This is a genomic window from Rhizobium sp. P1_C7, assembly GCF_056406295.1.
In genome coordinates this window covers 14,994-31,662 of sequence record NZ_JBFUAL010000029.1, presented here as the reverse complement: position 1 = coordinate 31,662, position 16,669 = coordinate 14,994, and the positions used below count along the sequence as shown (strand labels likewise).

General features: G+C 58.9%; 17 protein-coding genes. 14 read left to right on the top strand and 3 right to left on the bottom strand.

Annotated elements, in window-relative coordinates; genetic code table 11:
* The first annotated feature begins 717 nt into the window (after positions 1-717).
* The gene (locus AC1D2R_RS28645) at positions 718-861 is read left to right on the top strand and encodes a hypothetical protein (protein WP_477972752.1); all 144 of its coding nucleotides are present in this window, start codon (positions 718-720) and stop codon (positions 859-861) included.
* A gap of 92 nt (positions 862-953) precedes the next feature.
* Here the strand turns inward: AC1D2R_RS28645 and AC1D2R_RS28640 are convergent, their stop codons facing one another.
* A complete protein-coding gene (locus AC1D2R_RS28640; protein WP_477972750.1) occupies positions 954-1,982 on the bottom strand; it encodes an NADP-dependent oxidoreductase in 1,029 nt (342 codons plus the stop codon).
* A 183-nt stretch (positions 1,983-2,165) separates the two neighbouring features.
* Between AC1D2R_RS28640 and AC1D2R_RS28635 the strand changes: the two genes are divergently transcribed.
* The 8 genes from AC1D2R_RS28635 to AC1D2R_RS28600 all read left to right on the top strand — a co-directional run bounded on the left by AC1D2R_RS28635 (position 2,166) and on the right by AC1D2R_RS28600 (position 11,242).
* Positions 2,166-3,158, top strand: coding sequence for an LLM class flavin-dependent oxidoreductase (locus AC1D2R_RS28635; RefSeq protein WP_477972748.1), 993 nt, complete (start codon positions 2,166-2,168; stop codon positions 3,156-3,158).
* A 22-nt stretch (positions 3,159-3,180) separates the two neighbouring features.
* Positions 3,181-4,530 carry an LLM class flavin-dependent oxidoreductase gene (locus AC1D2R_RS28630; protein WP_477972746.1) on the top strand — a complete coding sequence of 450 codons (1,350 nt, stop codon included), beginning with the start codon at positions 3,181-3,183 and terminating at the stop codon, positions 4,528-4,530.
* A gap of 18 nt (positions 4,531-4,548) precedes the next feature.
* Complete coding sequence (locus AC1D2R_RS28625) at positions 4,549-5,736, top strand: M20 aminoacylase family protein (protein ID WP_477972744.1); 1,188 nt, start codon at positions 4,549-4,551, stop codon at positions 5,734-5,736.
* Between the two features lie 18 nt (positions 5,737-5,754).
* Entirely contained in the window at positions 5,755-6,291 is a 537-nt protein-coding gene (locus tag AC1D2R_RS28620) for a GNAT family N-acetyltransferase (protein WP_477972742.1), read from the top strand.
* Between the two features lie 30 nt (positions 6,292-6,321).
* Entirely contained in the window at positions 6,322-8,097 is a 1,776-nt protein-coding gene (locus AC1D2R_RS28615) for an amino acid ABC transporter permease/ATP-binding protein (protein ID WP_477972740.1), read from the top strand.
* Positions 8,098-8,185: 88 nt separating this feature from the next.
* Positions 8,186-9,133, top strand: coding sequence for an ABC transporter substrate-binding protein (locus tag AC1D2R_RS28610; protein WP_477972738.1), 948 nt, complete (start codon positions 8,186-8,188; stop codon positions 9,131-9,133).
* A gap of 77 nt (positions 9,134-9,210) precedes the next feature.
* Positions 9,211-10,143 (top strand): ABC transporter substrate-binding protein, encoded by a 933-nt coding sequence (locus tag AC1D2R_RS28605; RefSeq protein WP_477972736.1) that lies wholly within the window; start codon positions 9,211-9,213, stop codon positions 10,141-10,143.
* A gap of 10 nt (positions 10,144-10,153) precedes the next feature.
* The gene (locus AC1D2R_RS28600; protein WP_477972734.1) at positions 10,154-11,242 is read left to right on the top strand and encodes an LLM class flavin-dependent oxidoreductase; all 1,089 of its coding nucleotides are present in this window, start codon (positions 10,154-10,156) and stop codon (positions 11,240-11,242) included.
* A gap of 24 nt (positions 11,243-11,266) precedes the next feature.
* Here the strand turns inward: AC1D2R_RS28600 and AC1D2R_RS28595 are convergent, their stop codons facing one another.
* The gene (locus AC1D2R_RS28595) at positions 11,267-11,524 is read right to left on the bottom strand and encodes a YMGG-like glycine zipper-containing protein (RefSeq protein WP_477972732.1); all 258 of its coding nucleotides are present in this window, start codon (positions 11,522-11,524) and stop codon (positions 11,267-11,269) included.
* A gap of 416 nt (positions 11,525-11,940) precedes the next feature.
* Between AC1D2R_RS28595 and yghU the strand changes: the two genes are divergently transcribed.
* The 3 genes from yghU to AC1D2R_RS28580 all read left to right on the top strand — a co-directional run bounded on the left by yghU (position 11,941) and on the right by AC1D2R_RS28580 (position 15,159).
* Positions 11,941-12,837 carry a glutathione-dependent disulfide-bond oxidoreductase gene (gene yghU, locus AC1D2R_RS28590; RefSeq protein WP_477972730.1) on the top strand — a complete coding sequence of 299 codons (897 nt, stop codon included), beginning with the start codon at positions 11,941-11,943 and terminating at the stop codon, positions 12,835-12,837.
* Between the two features lie 161 nt (positions 12,838-12,998).
* Positions 12,999-13,658 (top strand): TetR/AcrR family transcriptional regulator, encoded by a 660-nt coding sequence (locus AC1D2R_RS28585; RefSeq protein WP_477972728.1) that lies wholly within the window; start codon positions 12,999-13,001, stop codon positions 13,656-13,658.
* A 214-nt stretch (positions 13,659-13,872) separates the two neighbouring features.
* Positions 13,873-15,159: a class I SAM-dependent methyltransferase gene (locus AC1D2R_RS28580; RefSeq protein WP_477972726.1), complete on the top strand. Its 1,287-nt coding sequence runs from the start codon at positions 13,873-13,875 to the stop codon at positions 15,157-15,159.
* A 102-nt stretch (positions 15,160-15,261) separates the two neighbouring features.
* On the opposite strand, the gene AC1D2R_RS28575 is transcribed toward AC1D2R_RS28580, so the two are convergent.
* The gene (locus AC1D2R_RS28575) at positions 15,262-15,483 is read right to left on the bottom strand and encodes a hypothetical protein (protein WP_477972724.1); all 222 of its coding nucleotides are present in this window, start codon (positions 15,481-15,483) and stop codon (positions 15,262-15,264) included.
* 313 nt (positions 15,484-15,796) lie between these two features.
* On the opposite strand from AC1D2R_RS28575, the gene AC1D2R_RS28570 reads away from it, so the two are divergent.
* Both AC1D2R_RS28570 and AC1D2R_RS28565 read left to right on the top strand, forming a co-directional pair.
* A complete protein-coding gene (locus tag AC1D2R_RS28570) occupies positions 15,797-16,327 on the top strand; it encodes a hypothetical protein (RefSeq protein WP_477972722.1) in 531 nt (176 codons plus the stop codon).
* 103 nt (positions 16,328-16,430) lie between these two features.
* Entirely contained in the window at positions 16,431-16,592 is a 162-nt protein-coding gene (locus tag AC1D2R_RS28565) for a DUF1328 domain-containing protein (protein WP_477972720.1), read from the top strand.
* Positions 16,593-16,669: the final 77 nt, after the last annotated feature.

The window sequence follows — 16,669 nt, the reverse complement described above, 5'->3', positions numbered from 1 at the left end:
CTTGGTCCAGGCATTGCCCCGGGCTCGCATCTGCGGGGCGAACTCCGTAGCTGCTAGAGAGGCCCGAATGGTCAATGCGAAGGACGCTACCCTTGAAAATTAAACTGAAGCAGTAGCTTCGGGATCCCCGACGTCGTCATTCGATGACGCGAGATGGATTTTTCTCTCGCGAACTCCATAAGGGGCGACAATTCCTTTAATCTAGTAATTTTATAGACAATATTAATGCCAGATTGCGCTGTCCATTGCGCATGGATTGCAAGGCAAGCCTGGGCTTCTGATGGTTGTAGTGTGGATCGATCAGGCGCTGCAAGGAGGCAATGATGGCCAGTGAACGTGTAGCAGCACCCTCCGAAGAGTTGTGGAGCGTTTTCGACTTTTCGCGTCGACATCGCTTGGCGAAGAAAGAGGAAAACCGCCTCCTCATGCTGTTCGGGCCGTTCGCGTCTTGTCACGCACTGCTTGCGAACGCGCGTCGGCACTCGCTCATCCCTTAGACGACGAAATCAAACTTGCCAAAAACGGAGGATCGCAGGATGCAAAATCTCATTGGTCACCTCAAAGCGCGCTTAGAGAAACTCCTTGTCGAGGCAAGCGAGCGGCTCCCAAAGAGCCCTACGACAAATCACGCACGCGATGAGGGCGAGCGAGCGCCACATGAATACGAACTCTACTACTGGAGTTCGGCACCAGGGCCTTGGTACTGAGGGCGCGACAATGGCGCTCGCTTTTGACGTTCGTCGACAGCTGATCAAGTCGGATTTCAAGACCATCCAGTCCAGGGTCATGCATGGCATGGCGGTCGGCTCCGTTGTTTCATCGTTTGCTTTTATTCTAGCCCTTGTGATTGGCTTCATCTGATCCGATCTTCGTCAATTGTCGAAAAGCAGCCCTCGTTTGGTCCCTGCCCATCGAGCCCGCAACACGTGCTGGTGCGAGAGATGGCGAGACCGTCATTCTGCAACGCGAACAATCAGCTTTCCGAAGTTTTCCCCCTCCAGCAAGCCGATGAAGGCCTCGGGGGCATGTCCCAGTCCATCGACGATGTCTTCACGGTACTTCAGTCGGCCGTTTGCGACCCACTCACCGGCTTCGCGATAGAAGTCGGGTCGCTGCTGGGCAAACTCGCGCTGGATGAAGCCACGAACAAGAAGGCTCTTGCGCAAAATCGCTCCCATCAGGCTCGGGAGTTGATCTGGCCCCTGCTGAGGATCGGGCCCTTTGTTGTAGTGAGCGATCAAGCCGCAGACAGGAATACGGCCGAAATTGTTCAGCAAGGGAAAAACAGCGCTCCAAACGGGTCCACCGACATTCTCGAAATAGACATCGATACCGTGTGGGCAGGCGGCGGCGAGTTGCTCTGGAAAATCTGCAGACTTGTGATCGACCACTGCGTTGAAGCCGAGTTCATGGCGCACGTAATCGCACTTGTCCGGACCGCCCGCAATTCCGACGGCGCGAGCACCCATGATCTGGGCTATCTGGCCCACGGCCGAGCCGACCGCGCCACTTGCGGCAGCCACCACGACAGTCTCGCCCGCTTTCGGCTTGCCGATATTGCGAAGCCCGGCATAGGCTGTGAAGCCGGGCATCCCTAGTACGCCAAGCGCGGTGGTAGGCGGATGAGCATCGGGATCAAGTTTGCGAAGATCGCTGCCGTTTGAAACCGCATGCGTCTGCCACCCGGAATGCGACAGCACTGTGTCGCCCGGACCGAAGTCGTTGTTGCGGCTTTTCAGAACGCGGCCAACCGTTCCTCCCTCCATCACACCACCGATGTCGACCGGCTTGGCATAGGATTTGGCGTCATCCATGCGACCGCGCATGTAGGGATCCAGCGACAGAAAGAGTATTTGCAGGAGGACTTCGCCCTCCGCCAACTCCGGAATTGCGGATTCCTCGACCCTGAAATTATCCGCTGCCGGCTTTCCAAGTGGACGGGAAGCGAGAACGATCTTCGTGTTGGTGCTGGGTTTTGACATGCGCCGGGTGTTCCTCGAAACGGGGCTGGGTCGCCTAACGGGCTTTCAGCCAGACAATCACGTGGCCCGCATTGTTGGCGAGCGACTTTTTTCACCTTCCCGGTCGGAAAGAGAACGTCCTTCCTTATAAATCATATTGTCTACTGATTTTATAGACTAATGATTTAAGGGATGCATCACTCCATGACGTACCTTTTGAGCCTTCTTGACAAGAGCCCCATCGAAGCGGGGAAGAGCGCCAGCCAAGCCCTGCAGGCTACGGCCCACCTCGCTGCAAAGGCAGAACAGCTCGGCTACCACCGTTTCTGGGTCGCCGAACACCATAACATGGACAATCTCGCAAGTTCGTCTCCCGAAGTGCTGATTGCCTATATCCTCGCCAGAACGTCGAAAATTCGCGTCGGATCCGGCGGAGTCATGCTGCAGCACTACAGTGCCTACAAGGTGGCGGAGACCTTCAACCTCTTGGCCTCGCTCGCTCCTGGCCGCGTCGACATTGGCGTCGGCAAGGCGCCCGGTGGCTTTCCGCTGTCGACCAGGGCGCTGCAGGCGGCGGTAGATCCGACCCGCAAGCCGCGCTTCGCCGACCAGCTCTCCGACATCAACCTCTACCTTTCTAGCGCGTCGAATCCCGATGGCGCCGTCGCAACGCCACTTCCCGCGATCGCGCCGGAACGCTTCCTGCTCGGGGCCTCGGTCGATAGCGCCGAGCTTGCGGCTGAAAAGGGTTGGGAACTTGTCTTTGCAGGTCATTTGAATGGTGACCCGGCCAATCTCCACAAGACGTTTGAAACATATCGACACGCAACAAACGGCAAGGTTCCAATTCTTGCGCTTTCGGCCTTTGCGGCCGAAAGCGAGGAACACGCCCGCGAACGCGTCGGCGACCTGAGAATCGTAAAGGTGTTCCTGCCCAACGGCCAGAGCGTCAACGTCGGCAACGAAGAGCAGGCTGCCGAATTCGCCCGGCAGTCCGGTTTCAAGGACTATCGGACCGAGGAGAAGGTCCCGAGCGTGCTGCATGGCACAGCCCACCAGATCCGCAAGGAGCTGGATGCGCTTCATCGCCGCTACGGCGTCAAGGAATTCATTCTCGATACGCCTGCTTTGACCGCCGCCGAGCGCCTGAACTCCATCGAGTTGCTTGCAAAAGAGCGGCTTTCCCTCGTCGCCTGACCTTCTCCAGAGGATTGATCCTATGGCCCAGAAAAATATCACGTTCGGTATCATGTTGCAGGGTCCCGGTGGACACATGAACGCCTGGAAGCATCCGAGCGGCCCTGCCGACGCCAGCACGAACTTCGATTTCTTCGTCACGACGGCGCGCAAGGCCGAGAAGGCTGGCATTGCTTTCGCGTTCGTGGCCGACGGCCTCTATATCAACGAGCAATCAATTCCGCATTTTCTCAACCGCTTCGAGCCCATCGCCGTACTCTCGGCACTTGCCGCTTCCACATCGAAGATCGGTCTCGTTGGAACGGTCTCGACGTCGTACAGCGATCCGTTCACTGTCGCCCGCCAGTTCGCTTCAATCGATCTCATCAGTGGTGGCAGGGCAGGCTGGAACGCGGTGACCTCGCCGCTGGAAGGGTCGGGCCGAAACTACACCCGAGAACACCCCGAACATGAACTGCGCTACGAGATCGCCGAGGAGTATATCGATGCGATCAAAGGGCTCTGGGATTCCTGGGACGACGACGCGTTCGTCCGTGACCGTGGCACGGGGGTTTATGCGGACAAAGGCAAATTTCATCGCCTCAATCACAAAGGCCGCTTTTTCCGCATCGAAGGACCGCTGAACATCGCCCGTTCGCGGCAAGGTCAGCCTGTTGTGTTCCAGGCAGGAGCATCTGATTCAGGCGTGAGACTTGCCGGCAAGCACGCTGATGCGGTCTTCACCAATGGCGGACCGATCACAGAGGCACAAGTCTTCTATAAACAGGTCAAGCAGAGCGCGATTGCGCAAGGCAGGCGCGCGTCCGATGTTGGCATCTATCCGGGCATCGGGCCGATCGTAGGCGCAACAGCCGAGGAAGCAGAGCGCAAATACCAGGCGATCCGCAGCCTTTGCACCATAGATGAAGCGCTGCTTTATCTCGGACGTTTCTTCGACCATCATGATTTCAGCGTCTATCCGCTCGACGCGCCGTTCCCCGAGCTCGGCGATATCGGTAGAAACAGTTTCCGTGCGACGACCGATCGGATCAAGAAAACAGCGCGCGACAACAACCTGACACTGCGCGAAACAGCACTCGATGTCGCTACGCCGCGAACGGATTTCATCGGCACGGCGGACCACATAGCCGACGAGATCATCCGCTGGGTCGACGAGGGTGCCGCCGACGGCTTCATCCTCGGATTTCCGATTGTTGCCGAAGGGTTCGACGATTTTGCCAAATATATCCTGCCGATCCTTGAAGAGCGGGGCTACTTCGACCCCGTTCTGAAGGGCGAGACACTGCGCGAGCACCTGGGCCTGCCGTATCGCGAAAGCCGCTACGCGAAGCCCTTGGAAGACAACGAACGCGGAAAGGCCGTCGGTGCCTGAGGCGCGGCGCGAACGAACATGAACGCCATCCCCAAGAACGTCCACACGCAGGATCCGGTCGAAAAGGTCATAGACGGATTTATCGGCGAGTTCATCGCGTTGCGCCAAGACCTGCACCAATATCCGGAGCTTGCCTTCCAGGAACGCCGCACGAGCAAGATCATTGCATCAAAGCTTTCCTCATGGGGCTACGAGGTGGCGACGGGCATTGCCGGGACCGGCATCGTCGCCACTCTCCGGCGCGGCGAGGGAGAAAGGCGTATCGGTATTCGTGCCGACATGGACGCGCTGCCGATCGAGGAAGCAACGGAGCTTTCCTATGCAAGCAACAATCCGGGGGTCATGCACGCCTGCGGACATGATGGGCATACATCGATCCTTTTGGCCGCGGCTCGCTATCTTGCCGAAAGCGGCAGGTTTAGCGGCACACTGCGGCTGATCTTCCAACCGGCGGAGGAGATTGGTGCCGGTGCGCGCAAGATGATTTCGGAAGGTCTGTTCGATCGCTTCCCGGTCGACGCGGTTTTCGGGCTTCACAACTGGCCAGGTGTGGCGACTGGCCAGTTCGGTTTCGTAGCCGGGCCGGCGATGGCCTCAGTTGACCAGGCAATCATCAGGATCATCGGCAAAGGCGGCCATGGCGCGGAACCGCATCGAGCAGTGGATCCAGTCCTTGCCTCGGCGTCGTTCATCACGGCATTGCAGAGCGTGGTCTCGCGCAATGTCGACCCCCAGGAGATGGCCGTTGCGACAGTCGGCTCAATCCATGCCGGAACGGCCTCCAACGTCATCCCGGAAAGCGTCGAGCTGAAGCTGACCATGCGATCCTTCAGCGACGCGGTGCGCCAGCAGTTACAGGAGCGCGTTCCATCTCTTGCGCGCGCTCAGGCCGAGAGCTTTGGTGCGAGCGCCGAGGTCGACTACCGGCTGGGCTTTCCAGCGCTTGTCAACCACGCCAACGAGACCGAGTTTGCCCGCCAGGTCGCTGTCGACACGCTGGGCGCAGCGGCGGTCGAAACCGGGTTTCGACCGCGCACGGCAAGCGAGGATTTCGCCTTCATGCTGCAGGCGCGGCCCGGAAGCTATCTTTTTGTGGGCAATGGCGACAGCGCGCCGCTGCACAGCGCCCAATACAATTTCAACGACGCGATCATTGCCCCGGCTGCGCGCTATTGGGTGCGTCTGGCAGAAACATTTCTTCAGTAGACAGGACAGGCGACCGATATGGGCGACAGCTTTCTCTATACGACCCCGCTCGACGCACGCGCAAAGCCGCTCATAGATGAACTGATCCATGAGTATGACAGCCGATACGGCAACTACTTCAATGAAGAGGGCGCTGCGGCGGAACTGAACCGCTATCCGCCCGAGGCTTTCTCGGTGCCCTTCGGCAACTTCGTTCTCCTTCTTCGCGACGGCGAGACGATCGCCGGCGGTGCCTTCAGGCGCTATGACGATGATACAGCCGAATTCAAGCGGATCTGGACGCGCTCTGATCTGCGTCGCCAGGGCCTCGCCCGCAAAGTTCTCGTCGAACTGGAAGCGCAAGCCGCAAGGCAAGGTTACTCCCGGATCTATCTAACCACGGGCTTTCGCCAGCCCGAGGCCGTGGGTCTCTACCTGAATTACGGCTACACCGCGCTTTTCGATCCCAGCGTCGATCCAGAAATCTACAAGTCGCTGCCCTTCGAGAAGGACATCCGCCATCTGGCACCGATGGGCAGACCGCAGCAAGAACAGCGCGCGGCACAGCGTGCCTAGCTGGCGGACAACGAAGCAAGGGGAAGCGCGATGGCATTGACGACAGAGTTCCCGAGCGCCAACATCGGCGTTGAAACGGTCCACCGAAAGCAGGACTATTCTCGCTACAAGATCGTGCCGGCGCGCCATCCTGGCCGCCTTGCGGGCACCGTCTTTGCGGCCGTCGTCATCGCGACCATCGTCTATTCGACCTTCACAAATCCACGCTGGGGATGGGGCGTCTTTGCCGAGTGGTTTTTCGCCGAACCGATTCTGGTGGGGCTCGGCAGGACGTTGCTTTTGACGGCACTCGCGGCCATTTCCGGATCAATTCTCGGAACATTTCTGGCTCTCGCCCGGGTTTCAAAGTCGCCGCTGCTGGCAGGACTATCGTGGGGATACATCTGGCTCGTGAGATCCATCCCTTTGATCGTTCTGTTGCTGGTGCTCAACAACCTCGGCTACCTCTACGAGACCATCACCGTTGGCATCCCGTTCACCGACACGATCTTCGTCAGCTATCCTACGGTTCAGTTGCTGACACCGTTCGCGGCTGCGTTCCTGGGCCTGACACTCAATCAGTCTGCCTTCTTTGCCGAAATCGTCCGCGGCGGCATCCTTTCCGTCGATCAGGGCCAGCACGAAGCAGCAGCGGCCCTCGGTCTCCCCCGTCACCGCCAGGCCCTTCGGATCGTCCTGCCGCAGGCAATGCGGTCCATCCTCCCGACGGGGTTCAACGAGATCATCGGGCTGGCGAAGGGAACGTCGATGGTCTACGTTCTGGCGCTTCCCGAGTTGTTTTACACCGTTCAGGTTATCTATCGCCGCAACCTGGAAGTCATCCCTCTCTTGATGGTCGCTACGGTCTGGTACCTTATCATCATGACCGTGCTGTCGATTGCCCAGCACTATATCGAGCGCTACTTTGCCAAAGGCGCACTGCGCAATCCGGTTCCACTCCCGTTTAGGGCCTTGCGCGAGCGCTTCAGGTCGGCGCGCCCGGAACGCTCCGCCGTCGAGCATGCCGTGGGTCGGGCGGGCTTCCAGGACGCGGCCGCGATCAGTGACGGCGGACAGGTGGAGATTCACGGTATCTCCAAGAGTTATGGCCCGTTGAAGGTTCTGAACAACGTCGAACTCACCATTCCGGCCGGAAGCGTGACCGTGATCCTCGGGCCATCCGGTTCCGGCAAGTCGACGCTTCTGCGCTCAATCAATCACCTCGAGCGCGTCGACGACGGGTTCATCTCTGTCGACGGCGAACTGGTCGGCTACCAACAGCACGGCGACACGCTCTTCGAGCTCAAGGAAAAGGATATCCTGAAGCGTCGCGCCGACATCGCCATGGTGTTCCAGAACTTCAATCTGTTTCCGCACATGACCGTCCTGGAAAATCTCATCGAAGCGCCTGTCCAGGTGCGCGGAACCGGTCGTGATGACGCGATCTGCCAGGCCCGGGAACTGCTTTCCCGTATCGGTCTCGCAGACAAGATCAATGCCTATCCTCGCCAACTCTCCGGCGGACAACAGCAGCGTGTTGCGATCGCCCGTGCATTGGCTCTTCGCCCCAAGGTCTTGCTCTTTGACGAGCCAACCTCAGCGCTGGACCCGGAACTGGTCGGCGAGGTGCTCGATGTCATCAAGGAGCTGGCACGCACCGGCACGACGCTCATTATCGTGACGCATGAAATCGGCTTCGCGCGCGAAGTGGCTGACACCGTGGTCTTTATGGACGGCGGCAATGTGATCGAGGTGGGCCCGCCATCGCGAATATTCGCAACCGCCACACACGCTCGCACGCGCGAGTTCCTCGCAAAAGTCCTCTGACCGAAATGACTTGAACTGTTCCGCCGCGTCAGGCCGTCGGTGGAGTATGGCAGTGCATGCAACCACAACGTGAAAACGGAGACGGGAAATGGATTTTCTACACAAGACAAAACTTCTGATGGCAGGAGCGATTGCTTTTACTGCGCTGGCGATCGGGTCCGTGCAGGCAGCCGACGGCTTCGATCTCAGCCCGGAGCAGCCAAACCGGCTGCGAGTCGCCAAGAATGAAAAACGGATCGCCGAAGTGCCGAAGACCTTCAAATTCGTCAATGACGGCGTTCTGACGATCGGCATCAGCACAAGCGGCAACCTGCCGCTGCATGACTACGCGTCCGATTCCAAGACCGTCATTGGCTATGATGTCGATCTGGCCCAGGTGGTCGCAGACAGCCTCGGAAGAAAGCTCGAGCTGGTGCAGGTCGCATGGGCGGATTGGCCGCTTGGACTGGTTTCGGGCAAATTCGATGCGGTGATTTCCAATGTCACCGTTACCGAAGAACGGAAGTTGAAGTTCGACTTCTCTACCTATCGAAAGGATGAACTGGGCTTCTACGTCAAAGCTGATAGCCAGATAGCGGCAATCAAGGAGCCGAAAGATATTGCCGGGCTGAAGGTCATCACCGATGCCGGAACCAATCAGGAAATAATCCTGCTCGAATGGGACAGGCAGAATGTTGCCGCCGGCCTCAAGCCGATCGAGGTCCAGTACTACGACGACAACGCGGTCAAGGATCTGGCAGTGCAATCCGGTCGCGCAGATGCGGTGTTCAGCGTCAATGCCACCCAGGCCTACGCGGCAGGCATCAACGGCAAGACCAAGCTGGTCGGTACCGTCAGCGGCGGTTGGCCCATCACGGCTGAGATCGCTGTCACCACCCGAAAGGGCAGCGGCCTGGCCGATCCACTGACCGACGTCATCAACGACCTCATCGCCAGCGGTGAGTATCACAGGGTTCTCGAGACCTGGAAGCTCACGCCGGAGGCGATCGAGAAGGCGCAGACGAACCCACCCGGTCTTCCGAGAAGTGGCTCCTGAGCCTCGTCGCACCGGCCGGCGCCCCCTACGGCGCCGGCCCTTCACATGGTCAGTCATAATTTGGAGATCGTGGACACATGACCACTTGGACCTTGCGAAGCTCGCTCTTGGCCGTGGCGGCTATTCTTCTCGCTGCTGTCAGTACTGCAAAATCCGCAGATTTCGATCTCAGCCCGGAGCAGGCTGGCCGCATCCGTGGGGAGCGTGACAATACGGCAATTGAAGCCATTCCTCAGGATTTCAAGTTCGCCGCGCCAGGTAGCTTCACGGTCGCCGTCAGTCCCGGAGGACCACCTCTTGCGACATATGCCACGGATGCGAAGACTGTTGTGGGTGCCGATCCCGACTACGCACTGGCTGTCGCCGATAGCCTCGGGTTGAAGCTTGAACTGGTGCCGGTTGCCTGGATCGACTGGCCGCTCGGGCTGACATCCGGCAAGTATGACGCCGTTATCTCGAACGTCGGCGTAACAGAGCAACGCAAGGAGAAGTTCGACTTTTCCACCTACCGGCAGGGTCTGCACGGCTTCTTTGTCAAAACCGACAGTCCCATTATATCCATCAAGGAACCGAAGGATGCAGCAGGGCTGCGGATCATCGTCGGCGCCGGTACCAATCAGGAGCGCATCCTGCTCAGATGGAACGACGAAAATGTTGCGGCGGGATTGAAACCCCTGGAACTTCAGTACTTCGACGATCAGGCAGCGAGCCTGCTGGCCATCTCCTCCGGACGGGCCGATGTCATTGTTCAGCCGCATGCTCAGCTTGTCTACATCGCCGCCCGCGACGGGAACATCAAGCGCGTTGGCACTCTGAGTGCCGGCTGGCCCGAGCGTTCCGATGTTGCCATAACGACCCGCAAGGGAAGCGGTCTTGCCAACGCCCTGACCATCGCCACCAACGGGCTGATTGCCAACGGCGTTTACGCCAAAATCCTCGATCGCTGGCAACTCAACGAAGAGGCCCTGCCGAAATCGGAAACAAACCCTCCCGGGCTGCCGAAGTCGTGAGGATCAGATGATGAGTGACCAATCCGTTTCGATAAGTCATATCGGATTCCTGACACCGGGGAACTATCCCGACAGTGATCCGCTTTCAGGTCTGGAAAAGACACTGCAACTGCTTGCCTTTGGCGAGGAGCTGGGTTTTGACAGCGCCTGGGCGCGCCAGCGGCATCTCGAACCCGGCATTTCGTCGGCAACCGCATTTCTCGCCGCAGCGACGCAGAGAACAAAGCGTATCCAGCTTGGAACCGCGGTTATCCCGATCGGCTATGAAAGTCCCTATCGACTTGCCGAAGATCTTTCGATGGTGGACGTTCTTTCGCGAGGACGATTGAATGTCGGCCTCAGTGCCGGTCGGCCGCTGCATGCAGACCTCATCGGGCCACTCGCTTTCGACGGCGACTGGGAGAAACACGACTTCTCGCATGATCGGGTGCTTCGGTTCGCAGACAACCTGCGCGGCCACTATCTTGGTGACGAGACCACCGTCATCAAGACGCCCTTCGGGCCGCAGCGGCCGCGTCTGCAGCCCCATGCCAAGGGGCTCATCGACCGTATCTGGTATGGGGGCGGATCGTTGCGCTCCGCCGGCTGGGCGGGCAAACACGGCTTCAATCTCCTGATCGGCAACGTGACGACAGGCGAGGAGACCGACAACTTCTTCGTCGCGCAAGGCCGTCAGCTCGATGCCTACAGGAGGGCAGGTGGACAGGGACGGGTCGCACTCGGCCGCGTAATTGTCCCGATCGACAGTGCCGACGCAACAACACGACGGCGCTATCGCGACTACGCGGCGGGACGCGACGGGCGAACGCTGACGCCGCAGGGCGACCGACGCACCCTTTATGCCCGTGATATCGTCGGCACGTCCGACGAGATCCTTGAACGTCTGTTCGCCGATCCCATCCTGCCCCACGTCAGCGAACTCAGGCTCGAACTTCCCTATGAGTTCGAGGATGAAGAATACCGCCAGATCATCCAGGACTTCATTACGCTCGTCGCACCGCGGCTCAACTGGTCCCGCGACGGGCGCAAAGAAAGGCGGTCGGCCTCAACGCATGACTTAGACGTGCAGGCCCGCGCCGGCGTCGCCGCCGCTCCCTAAGAGGAAGGCGACGCCTGCAAGGGTTCAGCGGCAACGTGCTTCGTAGGTCCGGCCGTAACGATCACGATAGACGCAATAGCCGCGATGTTCTGTCGACTGGCCGATCAGCGCACCTGCCAAACCTCCCGCCACCGCGCCAACAGCTGCTCCGCCCCAGCTGTTGGAAACAGCTCCGCCAATAACTGCGCCGGTGCCAGCCCCGATGGCTGTTCCTTGCTCGGTGGCTGTGCAGGATGCCAATGCGCCAAGTGCTGCGCCGACGAGTACGATTGTTCTGAACATCTCAAGGGTCCCCTGTTCTGGGTTGTGATTACGGAGCGCAGCGAAGTCCATGGCCTTGCACAGGCTCCGGTGGCGGAGATCTCTCGGTAACAAGGGCTCTCCGCCGGGAGGGATCGCGGGAAATGTAGATCCCCGCGATCGGTGGTGAAACACCGATGCGTGACTTTTGTTCCAGAACACGGAGGTCATTGGAAAGCAACTGTCGACACCACCGAGGCCGTTCTGACGCTGACTATGGCACAGCACCGCGAGAACATTTTTTCTCAGTTCGCCCCCATTAGGGAAGCCGAAGCTTCGACCGGCTTTTGAAGAAGCACTATGTAATTCCACATCTTGCGCCGCCGCGCGTCGCGCTTACCTTTGTGCGTGGTTGCCCTCCATGCGCCATACGTTTCTCACAATAAGGACAAATCTTCATGACTGAAAAATCCTCCGCTGACAGCTTTCCCGTCGGTTACGAGCCGCCGAAGGTGTGGACCTGGGAGAGGGGAAGTGGCGGCCAGTTTGCCAATATCAATCGCCCGATCGCAGGAGCGACGCATGAGAAGGAACTGCCTGTAGGCAAGCATCCCTTGCAGCTTTATTCCCTGGCGACGCCGAACGGCGTGAAAATCGGAATCATGCTTGAAGAGCTTCTGGCAGCTGGCCACGAGGGTGCCGAATACGACGCCTGGCTGATCAGGATTGGTGACGGAGAGCAGTTCGGCTCCGGCTTCGTGGACGTCAACCCAAACTCGAAAATCCCGGTTCTCGTGGATCACTCCACGCCGGAGCCGACCCGTGTGTTCGAAAGCGGTGCGATCCTGCTTTATCTTGCCAACAAGTTCGACGCCTTTCTGCCGAATGATCACATTGCACGCACCGAGACGATCAACTGGCTGTTCTGGCAGATGGCATCCGCCCCCTATCTCGGCGGCGGTTTCGGTCATTTTTACGCCTACGCGCCGATGCACATCCAGTATGCAATTGACCGCTTTTCCATGGAAGTGAAACGTCAACTTGACGTGCTTGATCGGCACCTTGCTGACAATCAGTTCATGGCCGGCTCTGAATATTCTATCGCTGACATCGCGATCTGGCCCTGGTACGGCAATCTTGCCCAAGGCAAAGCCTACGGCGATGCAGGTGCGTTCCTCGACGTCCAGAGTTACAAGAATGTGCAGCGCTGGACGGCCGAGATCGCAGGGCGCCAAGCAGTCAAACGCGGGCGTAGGGTCAATCGCGTGGCGGGCGACCCTTCCGAGCAACTTCACGAACGCCATGATGCCTCCGACTTCGACACGATGACGCAGGACAAGATCGGGAAGGATTGAGGAGCCGGCGGAGGGAAGATGGGTTGGGCGGGTCACGGATACGAGTGACCCGCCCGCCGCACCGACATTGCTACCGATCGGTATGAAATTCGCGTCACGTCTGGACAGGCGTGAGAGGATCTGGTTACATACCGATTGGTAGGAAACGGACGAAGCGCATCATGGCCCGGCCAAAAGAGTTTGACGCAACAGAAGCCTTGGCATCTGCAGTGAGACTGTTCTGGGAAAAGGGTTATGACGGCACGTCCGTTTCGGATCTCACCGATGCAATGAGGATCACCCGTCCCAGTCTTTACGGAACCTTTGGCAACAAGGAAGAACTGTTCCGGCGCGCCCTGCAGTTCTATGATGCCGAATACATGGGCTTTATCGAAGAGGCGTTGGCTGAGCCTTCGGTCGACGTTGCCGTTGCGCGACTGGTCTATGGATATGTCGACGCGCAAACCCATGCGGAAACACCGACCGGCTGCCTGGCATTGAATGGTGCCGTGGCCTGTTCGGACGAGGCAGAGCCGATCCGAAAGACGCTGATCGATCGGCGCGTCGGTATCGAAATCGCGTTGTGCGCAAGGCTGATCCGCGCCCGGGACGTCGGTGATCTGCCGATTGATTGTGATCCCGCCGATCTCGCACGCTTCGTTGTGACGCTGGCACTGGGAACAGCTTGCCAGGCCAAGGCCGGTCGAACCCGTGATGAACTGCGGCGCGTCGTCGAAATTGCATTGGCGGCGCTTCCGTTCCGACGGCCGGAGGCGGCCGCCTCCTCAAACGTGTCAGCGCGCCACCCTTCACCCGGCTTGGACGTTGCCCATGAGCAATGAATGCAAAATAGCGAATACCGCATGGAGTGACCGGCGCAAAGACTGGGCCCGTCTTGGTCCCAGCCGGTGCGGGACGGGCTGAGTCCTTCCTTCGAGTGGCCGCCACGTGACTTAGCCGGCGACCTTCAAAACCTTTTTGCCTCTAGCATTGCCAGCATGACACGCAGCCAGCGTGAACGGTTGTTTGCGCTCCGACGATGAATAGGTATTGGAAATGTTGCTTGAGCTCGCTTTAAAACATCTGATCAAAATTGGAACCCTTACCGTTACGTTCCCTGACGGGCTGAAGCGCGTCTTCGGGACTGGGGAGGAACCGCATGCATCGCTCACCATTCGCACGAAGAGGGCCGAACGCCGTCTGCTGTTCAACCCGGCGCTAGCGCTGGGCGAGGCCTATATGGACGGTGATCTCGAACCGGCTCCCGGCAGTCTCTTCGAGACACTCGACTTCCTGGCGATGAACTCAATGGAAGGTGGCAGTCACCCGTTCGACAAGCTCATGGAAAAGCTGCGCTGGTTCCGCCGCCACCTTGACCAACTGAACTTCGCTCAAAGATCAAGGCGTAATGTTGCCCACCACTATGATCTCGATGCGCGTCTCTATTCGCTCATGCTGGACGAGGACCGGCAATATTCGTGCGCCTATTTTCCCGAAGGCGGGGAAACGCTGGAAGAGGCACAACTCAAGAAGAAGCAGCATATTGCAGCGAAGCTGAGACTCGATCGGCCCGATCTGGAGATCCTGGATATCGGCTGTGGGTGGGGCGGAATGGCCCTTTACCTCGCGCGCGAATTCAACGCGCGCGTCACGGGTCTGACCCTGTCAACAGAACAGCTCGAGGCCGCCCGCGCCCGCGCCAGGGAGGCAGGGCTCGACCACCGGGTGAAGTTCGAACTCATGGACTACAGATCATGGTCGCGCCAGGTCGACAGGGTCGTCTCCGTCGGCATGTTCGAGCATGTGGGCATCAACCACTTCAGAACCTTCTTCGACAAAGTGCGCTCGATGCTAAAGGATGACGGTGTGGCCCTCATCCATGCCATCGGCCGTGCCGACGGTCCAGGCAGCACAAACCCCTGGATCGCGAAGTACATTTTTCCAGGCGGCTATTCGCCGGCTCTGTCGGAGGTCTTGTCCGTCGTGGAGCGATCTGGACTATGGGCGACGGACATCGAGGTGCTGCGCCTTCACTATGCCAAAACCCTGGCTCACTGGCGCGACCGGTTCGCGAAACATCGGGGGACGCTCGCCAAGCTGTACGACGAGCGGTTCTGTCGCATGTTCGAGTTCTATTTGATCGGCTCCGAACTCGCCTTCCGCCGAATGGGACATATGAACTGGCAACTGCAGCTGACGCGCAACGTCGATGCGCTGCCATTGGCACGGGACTACATGCTCGATGCCGAGCGTGGGGAAGGCCTTGCGTTGGCATCAGGACGAAATCCGGTACCGATGGGCACCACAATGGCGGCGAAAGATCTCGCTACGATGAGGCGCTGACCAAGCAGGCCGATTTTAACGAGCGGTCCATACAGCGGAAGCGTCTTGCTTGCGTGGCAAGGCGCACCAGGCACAGACGAGAACGGGGATCATTCGAGGGAGCTATTGCCTCATAGTCAATTCTTCTCGCAAAAGACTTGAGAACTCTTCCCGGTCGCGGATGCCAAATTCGAACCAGCCCACCAATAGCCTGGCCTGGGCCGCAACCGCTTCGCTGCCGGGATGAAGGCCCTTTTCGGTCCACCATTCCCGAAGAACGTCATTGAGCAATGTCATCGCCTCGCCGGTCATCGGCTCCTTCGGCCAGTCAGTCTTCGCTACCATCCATACCTCCCGCACTTGACCGGACGATAGCGTCAGACGCGCGATGAGCAATTGCAGGGCAGCCACAGATGCCGAAAATCCGAACCGGAGATAACATCGATCCTGCGATCGCGGGCAGATTTAGCCATAGTACCAGCCAGCTGGTGAACGCCAAGACAGGATGGTCGACCATGACCATCCTTAGAGGCAATGGACGCCCGCGCTTCAAAGTATCTGTGCGCTAAGCGGCAACTTATCGTCCGCCGGGGATCTTCGCCACGCTGACGCCGGAATTACATGCTGTGGGCTTTTCCTGGACCAAAGGGGACGCAACATGGAATTCATCAATCGCTACGTTGACCAACCATTGCTTCAAGGCGCGTCGATGTCCCTTCGCGCCTGGCATGTCCGTACCCGCCAATCCCCTGCGAAACTCGAACCCATTTGGAACCTTGGTGTGGTTCTCGTTCTCCTGGCAGCAAGCTGTCAGTTTCTTGCTGGCGGCGCCCTCGTACTTGGGGTCGGCGCCTTGTCAATGCTGTCACTGCCTTCAGCATGGAAACTTGTGTCCGGTCGGGCCAGGCAGACCTACGATGTCCGCACCTACCGCGCCTTGGCGGCACTGGCGATTAAGAAACGGGACGCTGAATGGTCGGTTCGCCTGATGATCCTGCTGATCTCGATCTGTATGCCGGTTCTTGTCGCGACGGATGATCCCGCAGGCCGCTGGTTCCTGCTTGGCGCGAGCCTTTGGTTCGTCCTGACGGCACCTGTCAGGACCTATCTGGAGGCTGCCGAGCCGCCACAGCCAAGTGATGGCGAGCGATCATTCCGGGTAAACGGCGGCACCGCTCAGTTTGGCTGATCAGGAAGGCTCGCTCAGCGCCTGAATCAAGACATCGAGCGCGTCTACGGAACCAAACGAACTCTGCGCAGTTTCTCCTTTCTACATCAAAAAGGAGCTCGAAATGCTTTACTATGCATTGGTATTCCTGGTCGTTGCACTGATCGCCGGCGTGCTCGGTTTTGGCGGCATAGCCGGGGCATCGGCGTCGATTGCGCAGATCCTGTTCTTCATTTTCCTCGTCCTCTTCGTGGTTTCGCTCGTCATGCGCGTGGTGAGGCGCTGAAGTCTGTTGCCCGCGCGTCGGCGTTTCCTTCTCCGGAATGCTCGACTCGCAAGGAGACCCAGGCGATACCAGCAAAG